This is a genomic window from Serratia liquefaciens ATCC 27592, assembly GCF_000422085.1.
In the GTDB taxonomy this organism is placed as follows: domain Bacteria; phylum Pseudomonadota; class Gammaproteobacteria; order Enterobacterales; family Enterobacteriaceae; genus Serratia; species Serratia liquefaciens.
Genome location: NC_021741.1, coordinates 5,020,338 through 5,037,820, shown reverse-complemented (window position 1 = coordinate 5,037,820; position 17,483 = coordinate 5,020,338). Strand labels below are relative to the sequence as shown.

16 protein-coding genes are annotated in these 17,483 nt (G+C 57.0%); 13 read left to right on the top strand and 3 right to left on the bottom strand.

Annotation, left to right across the window (positions count from 1 at the left end):
• The first annotated feature begins 16 nt into the window (after nt 1-16).
• The 4 genes from ytfQ to yjfF are packed head-to-tail and all read left to right on the top strand — an operon-like array spanning nt 17 to nt 4,519.
• Nucleotides 17-973, top strand: a complete 957-nt coding sequence (gene ytfQ / locus M495_RS23430) for a galactofuranose ABC transporter, galactofuranose-binding protein YtfQ (protein ID WP_020837505.1) — start codon at nt 17-19, stop codon at nt 971-973.
• Between the two features lie 23 nt (nt 974-996).
• Entirely contained in the window at nt 997-2,511 is a 1,515-nt protein-coding gene (gene ytfR / locus M495_RS23425) for a galactofuranose ABC transporter, ATP-binding protein YtfR (protein WP_020837504.1), read from the top strand.
• Nucleotides 2,512-2,528: 17 nt separating this feature from the next.
• On the top strand, nt 2,529-3,530 hold the full coding sequence (gene ytfT / locus M495_RS23420; RefSeq protein WP_020837503.1) for a galactofuranose ABC transporter, ATP-binding protein YtfT: 1,002 nt from the start codon (nt 2,529-2,531) through the stop codon (nt 3,528-3,530).
• Entirely contained in the window at nt 3,527-4,519 is a 993-nt protein-coding gene (gene yjfF / locus M495_RS23415) for a galactofuranose ABC transporter, permease protein YjfF (protein WP_020837500.1), read from the top strand. The genes ytfT and yjfF overlap by 4 nt, the downstream gene beginning before the upstream one ends.
• A gap of 4 nt (nt 4,520-4,523) precedes the next feature.
• Here the strand turns inward: yjfF and hdfR are convergent, their stop codons facing one another.
• The gene (hdfR, locus tag M495_RS23410; RefSeq protein ID WP_041415741.1) at nt 4,524-5,351 is read right to left on the bottom strand and encodes an HTH-type transcriptional regulator HdfR; all 828 of its coding nucleotides are present in this window, start codon (nt 5,349-5,351) and stop codon (nt 4,524-4,526) included.
• 119 nt (nt 5,352-5,470) lie between these two features.
• Here hdfR and M495_RS23405 point away from each other — a divergent pair, with 119 nt between their 5' ends.
• Nucleotides 5,471-5,809, top strand: a complete 339-nt coding sequence (locus tag M495_RS23405) for a DUF413 domain-containing protein (protein ID WP_020837497.1) — start codon at nt 5,471-5,473, stop codon at nt 5,807-5,809.
• A gap of 27 nt (nt 5,810-5,836) precedes the next feature.
• Here the strand turns inward: M495_RS23405 and M495_RS23400 are convergent, their stop codons facing one another.
• On the bottom strand, nt 5,837-7,360 hold the full coding sequence (locus M495_RS23400; protein ID WP_020837492.1) for a YifB family Mg chelatase-like AAA ATPase: 1,524 nt from the start codon (nt 7,358-7,360) through the stop codon (nt 5,837-5,839).
• A gap of 341 nt (nt 7,361-7,701) precedes the next feature.
• Here M495_RS23400 and M495_RS23395 point away from each other — a divergent pair, with 341 nt between their 5' ends.
• From M495_RS23395 to M495_RS23365, 8 genes are all read left to right on the top strand, one after another.
• Entirely contained in the window at nt 7,702-8,934 is a 1,233-nt protein-coding gene (locus M495_RS23395; protein WP_020837491.1) for an MFS transporter, read from the top strand.
• Between the two features lie 133 nt (nt 8,935-9,067).
• Complete coding sequence (gene ilvL / locus M495_RS25230) at nt 9,068-9,166, top strand: ilv operon leader peptide (RefSeq protein ID WP_015962288.1); 99 nt, start codon at nt 9,068-9,070, stop codon at nt 9,164-9,166.
• A gap of 142 nt (nt 9,167-9,308) precedes the next feature.
• Nucleotides 9,309-10,955, top strand: coding sequence for an acetolactate synthase 2 catalytic subunit (ilvG, locus tag M495_RS23390; protein WP_020837490.1), 1,647 nt, complete (start codon nt 9,309-9,311; stop codon nt 10,953-10,955).
• A complete protein-coding gene (ilvM, locus tag M495_RS23385) occupies nt 10,952-11,209 on the top strand; it encodes an acetolactate synthase 2 small subunit (protein ID WP_020837489.1) in 258 nt (85 codons plus the stop codon). Before ilvG ends, ilvM begins: the two co-directional genes overlap by 4 nt.
• A gap of 22 nt (nt 11,210-11,231) precedes the next feature.
• Nucleotides 11,232-12,158 carry a branched-chain-amino-acid transaminase gene (gene ilvE, locus M495_RS23380; protein ID WP_020837487.1) on the top strand — a complete coding sequence of 309 codons (927 nt, stop codon included), beginning with the start codon at nt 11,232-11,234 and terminating at the stop codon, nt 12,156-12,158.
• A 96-nt stretch (nt 12,159-12,254) separates the two neighbouring features.
• Nucleotides 12,255-14,105: a dihydroxy-acid dehydratase gene (ilvD, locus tag M495_RS23375; protein ID WP_020837486.1), complete on the top strand. Its 1,851-nt coding sequence runs from the start codon at nt 12,255-12,257 to the stop codon at nt 14,103-14,105.
• 5 nt (nt 14,106-14,110) lie between these two features.
• Nucleotides 14,111-15,655 carry a threonine ammonia-lyase, biosynthetic gene (gene ilvA, locus M495_RS23370; RefSeq protein WP_041415091.1) on the top strand — a complete coding sequence of 515 codons (1,545 nt, stop codon included), beginning with the start codon at nt 14,111-14,113 and terminating at the stop codon, nt 15,653-15,655.
• Nucleotides 15,656-15,676: 21 nt separating this feature from the next.
• Complete coding sequence (locus M495_RS23365; protein WP_020837483.1) at nt 15,677-16,378, top strand: DUF2461 domain-containing protein; 702 nt, start codon at nt 15,677-15,679, stop codon at nt 16,376-16,378.
• 116 nt (nt 16,379-16,494) lie between these two features.
• Here M495_RS23365 and ilvY read toward each other — a convergent pair whose 3' ends face one another.
• The gene (gene ilvY / locus M495_RS23360) at nt 16,495-17,394 is read right to left on the bottom strand and encodes an HTH-type transcriptional activator IlvY (RefSeq protein WP_020837481.1); all 900 of its coding nucleotides are present in this window, start codon (nt 17,392-17,394) and stop codon (nt 16,495-16,497) included.
• Nucleotides 17,395-17,483 lie beyond the last annotated feature (89 nt).

The following is a 17,483-nucleotide window of genomic DNA, read 5'->3' as shown; positions in this document are numbered from 1 at the left end:
ACGCGAGGAGAACAACATGGTTAAACGTCTGCTGTTAGCGGCCGCCATTACTGGCGCTTTGGTAGGTACGGGACAGGCGGCACCGCTGGTCGTCGGCTTTTCACAGATTGGTTCCGAATCGGGTTGGCGTTCGGCGGAAACCAAGGTTTCGAAACAGGAAGCGGAAAAGCGGGGTATCACGCTGAAAATCGCCGATGCGCAGCAAAAACAGGAAAACCAAATCAAAGCGGTCAGATCTTTCATTGCTCAGGGTGTTGACGCCATTTTCATTGCGCCGGTTGTCGCCACCGGCTGGACGCCTGTGCTGCAGGAAGCTAAAGAAGCCAAGATCCCGGTATTCCTGCTCGACCGAATGATTGAGGTAAACGACCCTTCGCTGTATACCGCGGCGGTGGCTTCTGACAGCGTACACGAAGGTAAAGTCGCAGGAGAATGGTTGGTGAAAGAGGTCGCCGGAAAGCCTTGCAACGTAGTCGAGCTGCAGGGCACCGTGGGCGCCAGCGTTGCCCTCAACCGTAAGAAAGGTTTTGCTGACGGCATAGCCTCCGCCGCCAACGTTAAGATCATCCGCTCGCAATCGGGTGATTTTACGCGAAGCAAAGGTAAAGAAGTGATGGAAAGCTTCATCAAGGCTGAGCAAAACGGCAAAAATATTTGCGCCGTTTATGCACATAACGACGACATGGCAATCGGCGCCATCCAGGCGATCAAAGAGGCGGGTTTAAAGCCGGGCTCACAGATCAAAATCGTTTCTATCGACGGTGTGCCTGACATATTTAAGGCAATGATGAACGGTGAAGCCAATGCCACGGTCGAGCTAACGCCGAATATGGCCGGTCCGGCGTTTGATGCGCTGCTGGCGATGAAAAAAGACGGTACCCCGCCGCCGAAGTTTATCCAGACCGAGTCCAAGCTGCTGCAACCGGATACGGCTAAACAGGAGTTCGAGCTGAAGAAAAGCATGGGCTATTAATCTACTCACCGGCGGAACAGCAGATGGCTAACTCTCAGACGACGTTATTGACGATTAAGGGATTATCCGTTGAATTTCCTGGCGTAAAAGCGCTGGAGCAGGTTGATGTCACGTTGCAGCGCGGAGAGATCATGGCGCTGCTGGGCGAAAATGGCGCGGGGAAATCCACGCTGATCAAAGCGTTGACCGGGGTTTATCAGCGTTCCGCCGGCGAGGTATTACTGGAAGGCATCGCCATTGCCCCGCAGAGCACCGCGCAGGCGCAGACATTGGGCATTGGTACGGTTTATCAGGAAGTTAACCTGCTGGCGAACATCTCGGTGGCCGCCAACCTGTTCATCGGGCGAGAGCCCACGCGCTTCGGCCTGATCGATCAAAAAAAGCTGCTGCGCCAGGCTCAGCAGCTTTTACTGGGGTATGGGCTGCAGTTGGACGTCAGCCAGCCGCTGGGTAATTACTCCATTGCCATCCAGCAGATTATCGCTATCGCGCGGGCCGTCGATCTGTCCGCCAAAGTCTTGATTCTTGATGAGCCAACCGCCAGCCTGGATGCCAAAGAGGTCAGCATGCTGCTGGACATTCTCAGCCAGCTCCGCAGTCAGGGAATGGGAATGATCTTTGTTACCCATTTTCTCGATCAGGTTTACCGCATCAGCGATCGCATCACCGTACTGCGCAACGGCAAGTTAGTGGGAACGACAGCCACCGCCGACTTACCGCGTATGGAACTGGTAGAGATGATGCTCGGCCACGCGTTTGATGAGTCATTACTGAAACGCAGCGAGCATACGCCCTCAAAGGCGCCATCGTTGGTTGAATTCAGCGGTTATGGGCGGCGCGGGATGGTTGAGCCCTTTGATCTGCAGATTCGCCCGGGTGAGATTGTAGGGCTGGCCGGACTGCTGGGATCGGGGCGTACCGAAACGGCCCAGCTCATATTCGGTATCAAACCGCGCGACAACGGCAGTGTAAAAGTCGAAGGGCGTGCGGTGAACATCCGGACGCCGCGTAACGCTGCCAGCCTCGGCTTCGGGTATTGCCCCGAAGATCGTAAGACCGATGGAATCATCGGCGCTGCGACCGTGCGGGAAAATATCATTTTGGCCCTGCAGGCTCAACGCGGCTGGCTAAGGCCGCTCTCGCTGAAAGAGCAAACCCGCATTACTGAAAGCTATATCCAACTGTTGGGCATTCGTACTCCTGGGCCAGAACAGCAAATCCAGTATTTGTCCGGCGGTAATCAGCAGAAGGTGCTGCTGTCACGTTGGCTGGCGACGAAACCCCGTTTTCTGATCCTGGATGAACCGACGCGCGGCATTGACGTTGGTGCGCATGCCGAAATCATTCGCTTGATCGAAAAGCTCTGTGACGAAGGTCTGGCATTGTTGGTGATCTCCTCCGAACTGGAAGAACTGGTGGGTTATGCCGATCGCATCGTTGTGCTTCGAGACCGGAAACACGTAGCGCAGCTTGAACATAACGCCATTACGGTGCCTGCAATCATGCAGGTAATAGCCGCACAACAGGGGGCAGGATGAACCTCAGGAGTTTCTCCATGACCAGTGGGCCGCGTAAAGTCAGGTGGGTCATCCCTGCCGGAGCAACGCAACTGGGGGCGCTGGCGGTGATTTTGCTTATCGACAGTCTGGTCGCCCCGAATTTCTTTTCCCTACATATTCAAGACGGTCGACTGTTTGGCAGCGTAATCGACATTGTTAATCGCGGTGCACCGGTCGCGTTATTGGCATTGGGTATGACGTTGGTAATCGCCACCGGTGGTATCGACCTTTCGGTGGGAGCGGTGATGGCGATAGCCGGTGCCACGGCGGCAACGCTGACCAGCGCCGGTTATCCGCTGAGCTATGTACTGGCAGCCGCCCTGGCGGTTGGCGCACTGTGTGGCCTGTGGAACGGGTTTTTGGTGGCGGTGCTGCAGATACAGCCGATTGTTGCCACGCTGATGCTGATGGTGGCTGGGCGCGGCATTGCCCAACTGATTACCGAAGGGCAAATCGTCACCTTTGAACGAGAGGGGTTGGCGTGGCTCGGCAGCGGTACGCTGATGTATTTGCCGATGCCGGCGATCATTGCTGCGGTCATGCTGTTGTTGATCTGGCTGTTAACGCGTAAAACGGCGTTGGGACTGTTTATCGAAGCCGTAGGCATCAATCTGCGTTCCGCGCGTAATGCAGGTGTCAGCACCGGCTGGGTGGTGATGGCGGTGTATGTGATCTGCGGGCTGTGCGCCGCCGTTGCCGGCGTTATCGTCACGGCGGACATCCGTGGCGCTGATGCCAACAATGCCGGGTTGTGGTTGGAGCTGGATGCGATCCTGGCGGTTGTGATTGGCGGCGGTTCACTGTTGGGCGGTCGTTTTAACCTGTTGCTGTCGGTAGTGGGGGCATTAATTATTCAGGGGATGAATACCGGCATTCTGCTGTCCGGCTATCGGCCTGAGTTTAATCTGGTGTTGAAGGCGATTGTGGTGTTGGCGGTGTTGATGGTGCAATCGCCCAGCTTCACGCTGCGCCACCTGCTTGGGAGAAGAAAACCATGATCAAACGTAATCTTCCGCTGCTGATTACCGTCCTGGTGTTCCTTCTGGGCTACGCTTTTTGTCTAACGCAGTTTCCCGGCTTTGCTTCAACGCGGGTGTGGTGCGATTTGCTGACCGACAACGCCTTTCTGGGCATCGTTGCGGTCGGCATGACGTTTGTGATCCTTTCCGGCGGTATCGATCTGTCTGTCGGCTCGGTGATTGCCTTCACCGGGCTGCTGCTGGCCAAGTTGATCGGAACTTACGGCATTGCACCGGGTTATGCGTTCATCATCGCGCTGTTGATGGGGGCGTCGTTCGGCGCGCTGATGGGTTGGATCATTGATGTGCTGAAGCTACCGGCGTTTATTATTACGCTGGCCGGAATGTTCTTCGTACGGGGCATGAGTTTTATTGTTTCAGAGGAGTCGATTCCCATCGATCACCCGCTGTATGTGACGCTGGCGAACTATGCCTGGAAACTGCCGGGCGGTGGGCGCTTTACATTGTTGGCGCTGGTGATGCTATTGGTTGTGGCGGTCGGCATGGTGCTGGCGCACCGTACGCGCTTTGGGCATAACGTCTACGCCATCGGCGGTAATCGGGTCTCTGCCGCGCTGATGGGCGTACCGGTACAGCGTACCACCGTGCTGATTTATATGCTCTCAAGCACGCTGGCGGCACTGTCCGGGATCATTTTCTCGCTGTATACCTCGGCAGGTTATGCCTTGGCGGCCAGCGGCGTGGAGTTAGATGCCATTGCTGCCGTCGTGATTGGCGGTACCTTGTTGACCGGCGGTGTGGGCACCGTTTTAGGCACGCTGTTTGGCGTGCTGATCCAGGGATTGATTCAGAGCTACATTACCTTCGACGGCACGCTCAGTTCGTGGTGGACCAAAATCGTTATCGGTATTCTGCTGTTCTGCTTTATCGGCCTTCAGAAGGCGATAAGCGCGTTTTGGCTCAGCAGGCGAACCCAACCCCGGCATCCTCGTTTGAAGCCGTTATAGCGCCTCATGCTGAGGTTTTCAAAGGTATTTTCAGCAGTTGCCGGATCAGCGGCTGCTGGTCGCTATTTTGCAGCCAGACGGCGTACAGCGGGCGGATAATGGCCGGGATCTCGGCGATGGCGGTTAACTGCGGGTAATCATTCTCCCACTGACTGGGCAGGAAGGCGCAGCCACCGGTGGTTTCCAGCAGTTGCCGGGTCAGATGCGCAGAGGTAGTGGTGAGCACCGGCAGAGTGTCGCTCTCCAGCATGCGGCTTTCCTGCTGATGGAAATCCGCCCCCCATTCCAGCTTGATATAGGGCATCGGCGCATGTTGATCGCGCAGGGTGGAAGAGAACAGCCGCAACGAGAAATTCCCCAACAGCTGGCTGGCCAGTTCATCCATCTTTGGCGGCTCGGTGGTGATGAGCAAATCGAGCTGTCTTTCATGCAGCTGTTTTACCAAAGAGTGCCGTAGCGCCACCCTGGCCTCCAGCTGCAACGCCTCACGCTGCTGATAGAGCGATTGCAGCCAGGGGGTCAAATAAGCCTCCCACAATGACGCCGTGGCACCGATGGATAACTCGGTATGTTGCAGTGAACGCACCACCTCTTTTTTCGCCAGTTGCCAGGTCATCATCAGGCTCTCTGCATAGGGCAAAAGCCGCTCTCCAGCAGGCGTCAGGCGGATATTGTTGCGGTGACGGGTGAACAGATTCGCGCCCAATTGGTTTTCTAACTGGCGGATGCGGAAACTGACGGCAGACTGCGTTAAGTACAAGGATTCTGCGGCTCGGCCAAAGTGACGCGTTCTACTGACCTCCAAAAAGGTTTTCAGTAATTCGGTATCCACACCCATCTCCAGTAATTTTTATCGTTAAGATTTAAATGTTTTGTTTTACACAATGTCAAGCCTATCTAATACTCCGCGCCATAAACAGCACGGCCATGAGAGAATTAGGAGCGTGTCAGATGGCGGATAGCTTCACCACGACCAGTCGATTTTTTGATAATAAACATTACCCTCGCGGGTTCTCCCGTCACGGCGATTTCACCATTAAAGAAGCGCAATTGCTAGAGCGTTTCGGGTATGCGTTCAACGAGCTGGATACGGGTAAACGCCAGCCGGCCACTGAAGAAGAACAGTTGTTCGTCGCAGTGTGCCACGGTGAGCGCGAGCCGGTTACCGAGCAGGAAAAAGTATGGGCCAAATATCTGGCGCGCACACGTCGCCCGAAAAAATTCCATACTCTGTCCGGCGGTAAGCCGCAGGCTGATGCGGTGGAAGATTACACCGACAGCGAGGATTGATTTTAATGGGGCCTTTGGGCCCCATTATTATTCAAGGCTGCGGTGCAGTTGCAGCAGCAGGCGATCCATACTGCGGTAGCCAAGCGCTTCACTCAAGTGTCGCTTATCAATAGCCCGATCTCCTGCCAAATCCGCCAGCGTGCGAGCCACTTTCAGGATCCGCTGCCAGGCGCGAACCGATAATCCCAACCTGTTTAACGTCGTTTCAAGAAAATCCGCGTCCGCGTCGTTAAGTCGGCAATCCCGTTCGACCTCATGATTGTTCAGCAGGGCATTAATCTTCCCCGCTCGACTGAGCTGCCTTTCACGCGCCAACAGCACTCGTTCCCGTACCTGAGCGCTGTTTTCACCGGCAATGCGCTTTTTGCTAAGCAGGCCTGGTGGCAACAATGGCACTTCAATCGAGAGATCGAAACGATCGAGAAAGGGCCCTGAAAGCCGCCCCAGATAGCGCAGGACCTGCTGTGGCGATGCGCGGTTATGCATGCCCTGGTAATGCCCGGTAGGGCTGGGGTTCATGGCGGCGATCAGCTGTACCCGTGCCGGGAAGCAGACTTTGGCGCTGGCGCGGGAAATCACGATCTCGCCGGACTCCAGCGGTTCGCGCAGCGCATCCAGTACCCGCCTTTCGAATTCGGGCAGTTCATCCAGAAACAGGACACCATTGTGCGCCATGGAAATTTCACCCGGCCTCGGCAGCGAACCCCCGCCGACCAGAGCGGCCATCGAGGCGCTATGGTGCGGTGCGCGAAATGGCCGCTGTCGCCACGGCAGCGCTTGCGCAGCATGATGCAGCAGGCTGGCCACCGCGATGCTTTCCAGTGCTTCCTGATCGGTCAGCGGCGGGAGAAGGCCATTCAGGCGGCTGGCCAACATGGTTTTCCCGGTCCCTGGCGGGCCAACCAGCAGCAGGTTGTGGCCGCCGGCCGCGGCGATTTCCAGCGCGCGCTTTGCCTGTTCCTGACCCAGAATATCCTGCAGATCGGCCGGTTCTGGCGCGTTGTTCATTGCCGGCGGCGCATGGGCTACCGGTAAATCCTCTTTACCCAACACAAAGGCGCACACCTCCAACAGGTGGTCCGCCACCAGGGTTTTGCTCTGCGTAATTAGCCCCACCTCCGGCCCATTGGCGGCCGCCAAAACCAATTGCCGTCCTGACTCCATGGCGGCCAGCGCGGCGGGGATGGCTCCGCTGACGCCCCGTAGAGCGCCAGATAATGCCAGTTCGCCAAGGAATTCATAGTGAGCCAGCTTATCGGCCGGCAGCTGTTCGGAAGCCGCCAGGATAGCCAGCGCAATAGGTAGATCATAGCGACCGCCTTCCTTGGGCAGATCGGCCGGTGCCAGATTGACGGTAATACGCCGTGCGGGAAAGGTGAAACCGTTATTGATCAAGGCGCTGCGCACTCGATCACGCGCCTCTTTAACCGTGGTTTCCGGCAGGCCGACCATCGTCAGGCCGGGCAACCCATTGCTGATATGCACTTCCACCGTAACCGAAGGGGCCTGAACGCCCAGTGTGGCCCGGGTATAGATCACTGCCAGTGACATATTGCTCTCCTTGCTGAAGGCAACATGATGCGGGATGTGTTGCGACGTCGCGCTTTACCCTTGGAATATTTGCGCGATAAGCCGTAATTAAAATTATTGGTTTCAGATAGATAGCCGTTTTTTGTGCAGGGCTTCGCAAAGGGCGGCAATACCCCTTAACAATTACGCGAATGCTGCAACACATTAGCAGGCTAACCATGTTGCGACCGGAGGGGAAATGGGTGTATTTAACAATTGATTAAAATAAAAATCACCTATTTAACACAATCCGACCGCCGCTGCATTCTGCCGCGGCAGCCGCTAAACCTCATGACTTCGTACTCTACGGTAGGGATAACATTATGTTTGGTTGGACACCGCTGCAACGCAATGCAGCTATCGCCAGCTTTTCAAGCTGGACGCTTGATGCTTTCGATTTCTTCGTGCTGGTCTTTCTGCTCAGCGATATCGCGCAATCTTTCCATGTTGGCATGGAAGAGGTCACGCTGGCGATCCTGCTGACGCTGGCGGTACGCCCGATTGGTGCGCTGATCTTTGGCCGTGCGGCGGAAAAGTATGGCCGCAAACCGATTTTGATGCTGAATATCGTGTTCTTCTCGGTGTTTGAACTGCTGTCCGCGGCGGCACCCTCGTTGACGATATTCCTGCTGCTGCGGGTACTGTACGGCGTGGCGATGGGCGGGATCTGGGGTGTGGCCTCATCGCTGGCGATGGAAACCATTCCCGATCGTTCGCGTGGCCTGATGTCGGGGATTTTCCAGGCCGGCTACCCCTTTGGTTACCTGTTGGCGGCGGTAGTGTATGGCCTGCTGTTTGAAATTATCGGCTGGCGCGGCATGTTCGTGATCGGCGCGGCACCCATTTTATTGCTGCCGTTTATTTACTACTGCGTGCAGGAATCGCCGGTGTGGCTGGCGGCCCGAGAACGCAAGGAAAGCAGCGCATTGCTGCCGGTGCTGAAGAGCCATTGGAAGCTGTGCGGCTACCTGGTGCTGCTGATGGCGGCGTTCAATTTCTTCTCGCACGGCACTCAGGATATGTATCCGGTGTTTTTGAAAGTTCAGCACGGTTTCGACCCTAAAACCGTCAGTATCATTGCCATTAGCTACAATATCGCGTCAATCATTGGTGGCGTTTTCTTTGGGGCACTGTCGGAAAAAATCGGCCGTAAGAAGGCGATCATCATTGCCGCCTTGCTGGCGTTGCCGGTGATCCCGCTGTGGGCGTTTTCCAGCGGTTCGCTGATGCTGGGGATTGGCGCATTCCTGATGCAGTTCATGGTGCAGGGGGCCTGGGGCGTGGTGCCGACTTACCTTACCGAATTGGTGCCGGCCAATACCCGCGCGGTACTGCCGGGGTTTGTTTATCAATTGGGTAATCTGATTGCTTCGGTCAACGCCACGCTGCAGGCGACGATAGCCGAGCATCATGGCCATAATTATGGGCTGGCAATGGCGATTATTGCCGGTACGGTGGCGATCGTGATTGCGTTGTTGGTGTTCTTCGGCAAGGACACGCGCGGTAAAGCGATCTCGGGTGCCGTGAAGTCCTCAGGCGTGCAGGCTAACGTTTGAATATCGGACATTTTGCACGAGGTATGACCAGATTGCGCCGAATAATAACGCAAAAAAAGTGTTGTCATGCCGCGCGGGACTATGGTACCTCTGTAGGTATTAGTTCGAAACGAGCACAGTGAACAAACCCATTATGAAAGCCTTTGCCCAAGTGATTAGCCTAGTCGTGATTAGCGTGGTGGTGATTATTATCCCACCGTGCGGGGCTGCACTTGGACGAAGAATGGCTTAGAAAACAAGCCGGAATCGCAAGAGAACCCCCGCACCGAAAGGTCCGGGGGTTTTTTATTGGCAAGAGAAAAGTGAAGCGAGGATAAGAATATGAATAACAGAACAAAATCCTGCAGTTGTCGAAGTAAGGCGGGGAAATAACTATGAACGGGGCTCAGTGGGTAGTACAAGCATTGCGTGCACAGGGAGTTGATAAGGTATTCGGCTATCCAGGTGGCGCAATCATGCCGGTCTACGATGCATTGTATGACGGTGGGGTAGAACACCTACTGTGCCGCCACGAACAGGGCGCCGCAATGGCTGCCATTGGTTATGCCCGCGCAACCGGCAAAGTCGGCGTTTGTATCGCCACCTCTGGTCCCGGCGCCACCAATTTGATCACCGGCCTGGCCGATGCGCTGCTGGATTCGGTTCCGGTAGTGGCCATCACCGGCCAGGTGGGTTCCGCGCTGATTGGCACCGATGCCTTTCAGGAGATCGATGTTCTCGGCCTGTCTCTGGCCTGCACCAAACACAGCTTCCTGGTGGAATCACTGGACGCGCTGCCGGGCATCATGGCGGAAGCCTTTGCCATCGCCTGTAGCGGCCGCCCTGGCCCGGTGCTGATCGACATCCCGAAAGACATCCAACTGGCCCACGGCGAGTTGCACCCGCACCTGGTGCCGGTCGTCGAAGAGTTGCATTACCCGGCGGCGGAGGTGGCGCAGGCCGCCGAGTTGCTGGCGCAGGCTCACAAACCGATGTTATACATCGGCGGCGGCGTAGGCATGGCGCAGGCGGTACCGGCACTGCGTGAGTTTATCGCGGTGACTCAAATGCCCAACGTTGTCACGTTGAAAGGGTTGGGCGCGGCGGATGCTGCTCACCCGTATTACCTCGGTATGCTGGGCATGCACGGTACCAAGGGCGCAAACCTGGCGGTGCAGGAGTGCGATCTGCTGATCGCTGTCGGCGCGCGTTTCGACGACCGCGTGACCGGGAAACTGAATGCGTTTGCGCCGCATGCCAAGGTGATCCACATGGATATCGACCCGGCGGAAATGAGCAAATTGCGCCAGGCACACGTTGCGCTGGAGGGCGACTTGAAGGCCTTGCTGCCGGCGTTGCAGCAGCCGCTGAAAATTGCCGCCTGGCAGCAGCGGGTGGTTGAGCTGAAGGAAGCCCACACCTGGCGTTATGATCATCCGGGCCAGCCGATCTACGCGCCGCTGTTGTTGAAACAGCTGTCCGAGCGCAAGCCGGCCAACAGCGTGGTGACTACCGACGTGGGCCAGCACCAGATGTGGAGTGCGCAGCACATGACCTTCGAGCGCCCGGAGAATTTCATCACTTCCAGCGGTCTGGGCACTATGGGGTTCGGCGTGCCGGCTGCGGTTGGCGCCCAGATGGCGCGCCCTGAGGATACGGTGATCTGCGTATCGGGCGACGGTTCCTTCATGATGAACGTACAGGAACTGGGCACCATAAAACGCAAACAGCTGCCGCTGAAAATCGTATTACTGGATAACCAGCGTTTAGGCATGGTTCGCCAGTGGCAGCAGCTGTTTTTTGACGGGCGTTACAGCGAAACCAATCTCTCCGATAACCCCGATTTCCTGATGTTGGCCAACGCCTTTGGCATTCCCGGCCAGCGTATCACCCGTAAAGACCAGGTGGCAGACGCGCTCGACGCCTTATTCAACAGCGAAGGGCCTTACCTGCTGCACGTATCGATCGATGAACTCGAAAACGTCTGGCCGCTGGTGCCGCCGGGTGCCGGTAACGAAACCATGTTGGAGAAAATCTCATGATGCAGCATCAACTCTCGATCCAGGCCCGTTTTCGCCCTGAAATGTTAGAGCGCGTATTGCGCGTCGTGCGTCATCGTGGCTTTCAGGTTTGTGCTATGAATATGGTTTCGGCGTCAAATACCGACAAGATTAATATTGAATTGACCGTTGCCAGCCAGCGCCCGGTGGATCTACTGTCATCTCAGTTGAGCAAACTGATGGACGTCTCCTGCGTTGAGATCCAACAGCAAACATCACAACAAATAAGCGCCTGATGCGTGAGAAGGATAAAGAACAATGACGAAGAAAGCCGATTACATTTGGTTCAATGGTGAGATGGTTCCCTGGGCTGACGCCAAAGTGCACGTGATGTCGCATGCGCTGCACTACGGCACTTCGGTGTTTGAAGGCGTTCGTTGCTATGACTCCCATAAAGGCCCGGTGGTGTTCCGTCACCGCGAGCATATGCAACGCCTGCACGACTCGGCAAAAATCTACCGCATGCCGGTATCACAAAGCGTTGATGAGCTGATGGAAGCCTGTCGCGCTACGCTGCGTAAAAACAACCTGGTCAGCGCTTATATTCGCCCGCTGGTGTTTGTGGGCGACGTCGGCATGGGGGTTAACCCGCCGGCTGGCTACAAGACAGACGTGATTATCGCGGCGTTTCCTTGGGGCGCGTACCTGGGTGAAGAAGCGCTGGAGCAAGGCATCGATGCGATGGTTTCGTCCTGGCACCGCGTGGCGCCAAATACCATCCCCACCGCGGCCAAAGCCGGTGGTAACTACCTTTCCTCCCTGCTGGTGGGCAGCGAAGCGCGCCGCCACGGTTATCAGGAAGGGATTGCGCTCGACGTGCACGGTTATATTTCCGAAGGGGCAGGCGAGAACCTGTTTGAAGTGAAAGACGGCGTGTTGTTCACCCCGCCGTTCACCTCTTCCGCGCTGCCGGGCATTACCCGCGACGCCATCATCAAACTGGCGAAAGACATGGGCTTCGAAGTGCGTGAGCAGGTGCTGTCCCGCGAATCGCTGTACCTGGCCGACGAAGTGTTCATGTCCGGCACCGCGGCGGAAATCACCCCGGTGCGCAGCGTCGACGGCATCCAGGTCGGCATTGGCAAATGCGGTCCGGTGACCAAACAAATTCAACAGGCGTTCTTTGGCCTGTTTACCGGCAAGACCGAAGACAAATACGGCTGGCTGGATCCGGTAAACCCATAAATAACGACGTTACCTGTTAGGGTAAAACGACAGACAGACAAGAATATCCAGGCGGTTCGTTCGCCGCCTGTAATAAATACATTTGGAGTGAAGAGCATGCCTAAGTACCGTTCCGCCACCACCACCCACGGCCGCAACATGGCGGGTGCCCGCGCATTATGGCGCGCGACCGGAATGACCGACGACGATTTTGGCAAACCCATTATTGCGGTGGTCAACTCATTTACCCAGTTCGTTCCGGGCCATGTGCATCTGCGTGATTTGGGCAAGCTGGTTGCAGAACAGATCGAAGCCTCAGGCGGCGTTGCCAAAGAGTTCAACACCATTGCGGTGGATGACGGTATCGCCATGGGCCACGGCGGTATGCTCTATTCCTTGCCGTCACGCGAACTGATCGCCGACTCGGTGGAATACATGGTGAATGCCCACTGTGCGGATGCGATGGTGTGCATTTCCAACTGCGACAAAATCACCCCGGGCATGCTGATGGCGTCATTGCGCCTGAACATTCCTGTGATCTTCGTTTCCGGCGGCCCGATGGAAGCCGGTAAAACCAAGCTCTCCAATCAAATCATCAAGCTGGATCTGGTGGACGCAATGATCCAGGGGGCTAACCCGAACGTCAGCGACGCCGACAGCGAACAAATCGAACGCTCCGCCTGCCCGACCTGCGGTTCCTGTTCCGGCATGTTCACCGCCAACTCAATGAACTGTTTGACCGAAGCGCTGGGCCTGTCGCAACCGGGCAACGGCTCGCTGCTGGCGACCCATGCCGACCGTAAGGATCTGTTCCTCAACGCAGGTAAACGCATCGTTGCCCTGACCAAGCGCTATTACGAACAGGACGATGAAAGCGCACTGCCGCGCAGCATCGCCAACAAGGCGGCGTTTGAAAACGCCATGACGCTGGATATCGCCATGGGCGGCTCGACCAACACCGTGCTGCACCTGCTGGCTGCGGCGCAGGAGGGCGAAATTGATTTCAGCATGGAAGATATCGACCGCCTGTCACGCAAGGTGCCGCACCTGTGTAAAGTGGCACCGAGCACCCCGAAATACCATATGGAAGACGTGCACCGTGCCGGTGGCGTGCTGGCGATCCTCGGTGAGCTGGATCGCGCAGGACTGTTAAACCGCGATGTAAACAACATACTGGGCCTGACCCTGCCACAGACGCTGGAGCGGTATGACATCATGCTGACCAAAGATGAGGCGGTGAAAAAAATGTTCCGCGCCGGCCCGGCGGGCATTCGTACCACCCAGGCGTTCTCGCAGGACTGCCGCTGGGATACGCTGGACGACGATCGCGCAGAGGGCTGTATCCGCTCGCTGGAAAATGCGTTCAGCCAGGATGGCGGCTTGGCCGTGCTGTACGGCAACATGGCGCAGGACGGCAGCATCGTTAAGACCGCCGGCGTCGATAAAGACAACCTGACTTTCCGCGGTCCGGCCAAAGTGTACGAAAGCCAGGACTCGGCGGTGGACGCTATCCTCGGCGGCAAAGTGGTTGCCGGTGACGTGGTGGTGATCCGCTACGAAGGGCCGAAAGGCGGGCCGGGCATGCAGGAAATGCTTTACCCAACCACCTACCTGAAATCCATGGGCCTGGGCAAAGCCTGCGCGCTGATCACCGACGGACGTTTTTCCGGCGGCACCTCGGGCCTGTCAATCGGTCACGTTTCACCGGAAGCGGGCAGCGGCGGCCTGATTGCGCTGATCGAAGATGGCGACATGATCGACATCAATATTCCTCAACGCAGCATGGTGCTGGACGTTTCGGACAGCGAACTGGCGGCACGCCGTGAAGTTGAGCTGGCACGTGGCGATCGCGCCTGGACACCGAAAAACCGTGAGCGTCAGGTTTCCTTGGCGCTGCGTGCCTATGCCATGTTGGCAACCAGCGCTGACAAAGGTGCAGTACGCGACAAGAGCAAGCTGGGAGGCTAAGTATCATGGCGGTATCGCAACCCCTACCCGACGCCCCCTGCGGCGCGGAGTATTTGCGAGCGGTGCTCCGCTCGCCGGTATACGAGGTGGCTCAGGTCACTCCGTTACAGGCCATGAGCAAAATTTCTTCGCGCCTCGGCAACACCATTCTGGTGAAGCGCGAAGATCGTCAGCCGGTGCACAGCTTCAAACTGCGCGGGGCCTATGCCATGATCGCCAGCCTGAACGAAGAGCAGAAAGCGCGCGGCGTGGTAACGGCTTCGGCCGGCAACCATGCACAGGGCGTGGCCTACTCCGGTAAACGCCTGGGGATCAAAACGCTGATCGTCATGCCGGTGTCCACCGCAGACATCAAAGTGGATGCGGTACGCGGTTTCGGCGGTGAAGTACTGTTGCACGGCGCCAACTTTGATGAAGCCAAGGCCAGGGCAATTGAGCTTTCGCACAAGCAGGGCATGACCTTCGTTCCCCCGTTCGATCACCCAACGGTGATCGCCGGGCAGGGCACGTTGGCGATGGAGCTGCTGCAACAGGACGCGCATCTCGACCGGGTGTTTGTTCCGGTTGGCGGTGGTGGTCTGGCGGCGGGTGTTGCGGTGTTAATCAAACAGCTGATGCCGCAGATCAAAGTGATCGGCGTGGAGGCGGAAGACTCCGCCTGCCTGCGCGCGGCGCTGGACGCCGGGCATCCGGTAGATTTGGCGCGAGTCGGACTGTTTGCCGAAGGCGTGGCGGTGAAGCGCATCGGTGACGAAACCTTCCGCCTGTGCCGGGAATATCTGGACGACGTGATCACCGTCGATAGCGACGCTATCTGCGCGGCGGTCAAAGATTTGTTTGAAGACGTGCGTGCCATTGCCGAACCCTCCGGCGCGCTGGCATTGGCCGGGCTGAAGAAATACGTTCAGCAGCACAATATCCAGGGCGAGCGCCTGGCGCACGTGCTGTCAGGTGCCAACCTGAACTTCCACGGCTTGCGTTATGTATCTGAACGCTGCGAATTGGGCGAACAACGCGAAGCCCTGCTGGCAGTGACCATTCCTGAGCAGAAAGGCAGCTTCCTGAAGTTTTGCCAACTGCTGGGCGGCCGGTCGGTGACCGAGTTCAACTATCGTTACGCCGATGCGGACAACGCGTGCATCTTCGTCGGTGTCCGCCTGACGCGTGGCCATGCCGAACGCCTGGAAATCATCGACGAGCTGAACGCCGACGGTTATCAGGTGGTGGATCTGTCCGATGACGAAATGGCCAAACTGCACGTGCGCTACATGGTCGGTGGGCGTCCTTCGAAACCCCTGCGGGAGCGGCTGTACAGCTTTGAGTTCCCGGAGTCGCCGGGCGCGCTGCTGAAGTTCCTGCAAACTCTGGGCACCCATTGGAACATCTCGCTGTTCCATTACCGCAGCCACGGCACCGATTTTGGCCGCGTGCTGGCTGGTTTTGAGCTGTCACAGACCGAACCTGAGTTTGAGCAGCATTTGCAGGCGCTGGGCTACGACTGCCACGATGAAACCGATAACCCGGCGTTCCGCTTCTTTTTGCAGGGCTAAGGGAACCGACAAGGACGGCGCATGACGGATAAATTTAACGGCTTTAGCCAGCAGGGCCTGAATTTTCTTCAGCAGGTGCGGATCGAGAACGACAAGGAATGGTTTGAAGGCAACCGCGGCGTTTACGATCGTGAGCTGCTGACGCCGTTCCGCTCGCTGGTGGCTGAGCTTGCCCCGACGATGCTGGCGATCGATCCGCAGTTTGAAACCCGCCCGGCGATCGGTAAAACGCTGTCGCGTATACACCGCGACACGCGTTTTTCTCACGATAAATCACGTTATCGCAGCCGCATGTGGCTGACGTTCAAACGGCCGAGCAAAGACTGGAAGGATGCCCCGGTTTATTTCTTCGAACTGGGGCCGGACATGTTGCGCTATGGGCTGGGTTATTACAGTGCCAACAAGCAAACCATGGATCTGTTTCGTCATACGCTGCAGCGTCGGCCGCAGCCTTTTCTCGAGGTCGCGGCCTGTTGTCAGCCGCCGTTCGAGCTGGTGGGAGAAAGCTACAAACGCCCGCTGGTTAAAGAGCAGGCGGCAGACATTGCCACCTGGTACAACCGCAAATCTTTTGCGGTGATGGCTACCGACAGCCAGGTGGAGACGTTATTCAACGCCGGGCTGACGCAGACGCTGGCGCAAGCTTTTCAGCAGTTGGAGCCGCTTTACCATTGGTTGATGCAGGTAGAGGCGATGAAACAAGTCGATCCGGCAGATCTCTAAATACCCGTCGTCTTTCAAGCTGCAGCGTTGTTGGCTGCACTAGCTGCAACATGAAATCTTTGGGGTAGTTCTATCTCGCATTTCAAATGATCGTGTTTAAAAGCAATGGTGTCGTGTTAAGGATTTTTGACCGTTAATAACAAGCGCCAGAAAGCGTCGATCAGCGGATCGCTGAGGCGTTTTTTCTGCACGCAGACGCCCAGTTCGAACGGTTCGACCATAGAGATATTTTCTAACTGTGAGATGCGGTTACGTACCGGCTCCGGGCTGTTGTCCACCACCACGCCGGGGATCAGTGCGATGCCGCAGCCCAGTGCCACCATGGAAACAATCGCCTCGTGGCCGCCGACGGTGGCGTAAATCAGCGGATTGGCGATGCGCTGGCGACGGAACCACAGCTCGATACGTTTTCGTGACGGGCCATGCTCCGGCAGGATAAACGGAATATTGGCCCAGTCGGGCTGCTCGGCAAATGCCTGGCTGCGCACGGCGCAGGGCAGCGCCGGGGCAATCAATACCAGCGGGATCTCGCCGATTTTGGTGAAGGCTACGCTGGTGGGCAGGGTTTCAGGCCGGCCGGCAATGCCCAGATCGGCTTCGTTGGACTGAACCTTATCGACGGCGTCGGCAGCGTCACCGGTGGTGAGTTTAATTTCCACCAGCGGATGTTGCGCGCGGAAGCGATCCAGGATCGGCGGCAGGTGGCTGTAGGCGGCGGTGACCGAGCAGAACAGCCGCAGCTCGCCGCTCAGCGAAGGGCCGTGCTGGCCGAGAGAATGCTTCAGCTGCTGGTATTGCAACAGCGTCTGCTGGGCAAAGTCTTTTAGTTGCTCACCGGCATCGGTCAGTTGCACGGTGCGGTTATCGCGTAAAAACAGCGGCTGCCCGAGGATCTCTTCCAGCCGTTGGATCTGGCGGGAAAGCGTCGACGGACTGACGTGCATCGCCTTGGCGGTGCGGCCAAAATGGTGGCTTTCGGCCAGATGAAGGAACAGCTTTAAATCACGCAAATCCATATCAGTACGCTCGCAGCAAGAGTGTTGCATAAATTGCAATATCACATTCGTAATATATCAATTTAAGCAACGCGTTTCCTGTTATACAT

Excerpts from the sequence above, each read along its gene's own strand:
- ytfQ (WP_020837505.1), top strand. The coding sequence starts at position 17 with ATGGTTAAACGTCTGCTGTTAGCGGCCGCCATTACTGGCGCTTTGGTA.
- ytfR (WP_020837504.1), top strand. The coding sequence starts at position 997 with ATGGCTAACTCTCAGACGACGTTATTGACGATTAAGGGATTATCCGTT.
- ytfT (WP_020837503.1), top strand. The coding sequence starts at position 2,529 with ATGACCAGTGGGCCGCGTAAAGTCAGGTGGGTCATCCCTGCCGGAGCA.
- yjfF (WP_020837500.1), top strand. The coding sequence starts at position 3,527 with ATGATCAAACGTAATCTTCCGCTGCTGATTACCGTCCTGGTGTTCCTT.
- M495_RS23405 (WP_020837497.1), top strand. The coding sequence starts at position 5,471 with ATGGCGGATAGCTTCACCACGACCAGTCGATTTTTTGATAATAAACAT.
- M495_RS23400 (WP_020837492.1), bottom strand. The coding sequence starts at position 7,360 with ATGTCACTGGCAGTGATCTATACCCGGGCCACACTGGGCGTTCAGGCC.
- M495_RS23395 (WP_020837491.1), top strand. The coding sequence starts at position 7,702 with ATGTTTGGTTGGACACCGCTGCAACGCAATGCAGCTATCGCCAGCTTT.
- ilvL (WP_015962288.1), top strand. The coding sequence starts at position 9,068 with ATGAAAGCCTTTGCCCAAGTGATTAGCCTAGTCGTGATTAGCGTGGTG.
- ilvG (WP_020837490.1), top strand. The coding sequence starts at position 9,309 with ATGAACGGGGCTCAGTGGGTAGTACAAGCATTGCGTGCACAGGGAGTT.
- ilvM (WP_020837489.1), top strand. The coding sequence starts at position 10,952 with ATGATGCAGCATCAACTCTCGATCCAGGCCCGTTTTCGCCCTGAAATG.
- ilvE (WP_020837487.1), top strand. The coding sequence starts at position 11,232 with ATGACGAAGAAAGCCGATTACATTTGGTTCAATGGTGAGATGGTTCCC.
- ilvD (WP_020837486.1), top strand. The coding sequence starts at position 12,255 with ATGCCTAAGTACCGTTCCGCCACCACCACCCACGGCCGCAACATGGCG.
- ilvA (WP_041415091.1), top strand. The coding sequence starts at position 14,111 with ATGGCGGTATCGCAACCCCTACCCGACGCCCCCTGCGGCGCGGAGTAT.
- M495_RS23365 (WP_020837483.1), top strand. The coding sequence starts at position 15,677 with ATGACGGATAAATTTAACGGCTTTAGCCAGCAGGGCCTGAATTTTCTT.
- ilvY (WP_020837481.1), bottom strand. The coding sequence starts at position 17,394 with ATGGATTTGCGTGATTTAAAGCTGTTCCTTCATCTGGCCGAAAGCCAC.